Annotated in this window: 2 protein-coding genes; both read right to left on the bottom strand. The window is 63.7% G+C overall.

Going from position 1 to position 2,070, the window contains the following annotated elements:
• Positions 1-1,111 (bottom strand): DUF2865 domain-containing protein (locus EN994_RS28755; protein WP_127308022.1); only part of this gene is annotated, 1,111 nt, incomplete at its 3' end.
• An 88-nt stretch (positions 1,112-1,199) separates the two neighbouring features.
• Positions 1,200-2,070 (bottom strand): phosphate acyltransferase (locus EN994_RS28750; protein WP_281060210.1); only part of this gene is annotated, 871 nt, incomplete at its 5' end.

Here is a 2,070-nt window from a genome sequence, read left to right as displayed (position 1 = left end):
GCGCGGACACGGGCGACGTCACCGGCCTCGCGGAAAGCCGCTTGATCGCCTCGCGGTCGAGCCCACCTTCCAGATTGGCCAGCGTTTCGGGATCGGCGCCCGGATCAGGTTTTGCAACCGGGACTGGAATGAATGATGACGCGTCTGTCTCTGGCTGCGATTGCACCGGATTCGGCGGATTGCCGGCGATGATCTGGAAACCCTGCGCAGCGGCGTTGCAGCCGCAAGCCGGCGGCCGCGACACGCCGGGCCGCTTGTAGAGATAGGCGGTCGGCAATTCGCTGTAAGGCCGGCCGGTGACAGATGACGTCATCGACGCCGAATCGTCGTCCATGCCGCGCGAATAGAAAACCTGCATCTCGGTGCCGGGGCAGCTCGATTCGCAATTCTTCTGGTCGCGTTCGAAATCGCCTGCCGAGGCCGAGTTCGACATAGGGAAAAAGTAGCCGTCGCAGGTGCGCACACAGGACGTGTGGAATTCGCCACCGACGCTCGGAAAATCCGGTACGCCGGGCTGGTTGAGCACACGGCGGACATTGCGCTCCTCGCTGGGATCGTCGGGCTGGTTGGGTTCATCAAGCATATCGAGCTGCTTGCTGTTGCCGCCGAAGAGCTGATCGAACAGGTTTGCGCTGCCGCCGTCGCGGTTCGCTTCCTGCAAAGGCGCACGCCGAGGCGCAACGGTGTCGTCGCGGCAGCCATTGGCGTCGAGCGCCGCCAGGATGCGTCCGCGATCGCGGCGAGAGCCACCGCCAGCCAGCCGCTCGCGCTTGTTTTGCAAGGCGTCGAGATTGGCATTCATGCGGTCGATGGTGGCGTTGAGCCCGGCGCATTGATTGAGGTTGCGGCCAAACAGCGAAAAACCGCACCCGGCCTGGCTCGCCTGGCTGCGAGCCTTCGAAATCTGCTCATGCTGCCTGGCAATCGCGGAATCGTATTTCCGGACTAGCGCCGGACCGCCACCGCCGCCGCGCGAGGACGCGGCAAGATCGGCTTCCAACTGGCGGCAGACCCGCGAAGCAGCCTGTGGCTCGGCTACTCCCCAGGTTGCGGACAACAGCAGGCCAAGCAGCACGACAGCATGCGCCTGCTTCCACCCTCCGCTTGCCATCCGCCCAAACTCCGCCTTCCAAATCGGCTGTTAGCCCCGCAAGGCTACCGTGTTCGCGGTTAACTGCAGTTTACCGCGAAATCCGTGTTCAGCCCAGATTGACGACCGCTTGTGCCTTGTGGGCGGCTTCGACCACGGCAAGCGCCGTCATGTTGACGACGCCGCGCGAGGTGACAGACGGCGTCAATATATGCGCCGGCATGTCGGTGCCGAGCAGGATCGGCCCGACATGTAGCGCATCCGTCATGGTTCTGAGCGCCGTCAGCGTGATGTTTGCCGAATCGAGGTTGGGGAACACCAGCAAATTGGCTTCGCCCTTCAGTCTCGAATGGGGATAGACGCGCTGGCGCAGGTGCTCCGACAGAGCAGTGTCCGCATGCATCTCGCCATCGCATTCAAGGTCAGGCGCGATGCGCGCCAGGATCGCCGCTGCTTGCCGCATCTTCAGGGCGCTGGGCGAATCGCGCGAGCCGAAATCGGAATGCGACAAGAGTGCTGCCTTCGGCTCGATGCCGAAGCGCTGGATTTCTTCCGCCGCCAGCACCGTCATCTCGGCGATTTCTTCCGCCGTCGGGTCGACGGAGACGTGGGTGTCGGTCAGAAAGATGATGCCGCGCTGCGAGATCAGCATGGAAAGCGTCGACAGGTCGTGGTCCTTGATGCCGGCGCGGGGGCCGATGATCAAGGTGACGTTGCGCAGATGCCGCTCGAATCGACCTTCGAGGCCGCAGACCATGGCGTCGGCATCGCCGCGTTTCAGCGCAAGTGCTGCGATCACCGTGTTGTCGGTGCGCACCATAGTGCGCGCGGCTTCCGTCGTCACGCCACGCCGGCCGGCGAGTTCGATCAAAAGGTCGACATAGTGGCGGTAGCGCGGATCGTCTTCCGGGTTGATGAGGCCGAAATCGACCCCGGGCTTGATGCGCAGGCCGTAGCGCTTCAGGCGCACTTCGATGACG

This window comes from Mesorhizobium sp. M7A.F.Ca.CA.002.09.1.1, from assembly GCF_003998555.1.
Lineage (GTDB): Bacteria > Pseudomonadota > Alphaproteobacteria > Rhizobiales > Rhizobiaceae > Mesorhizobium > Mesorhizobium ciceri.
The sequence above is the reverse complement of the archived record's forward strand: the minus strand, read 5'-3'. Positions and strand labels throughout refer to the sequence as shown.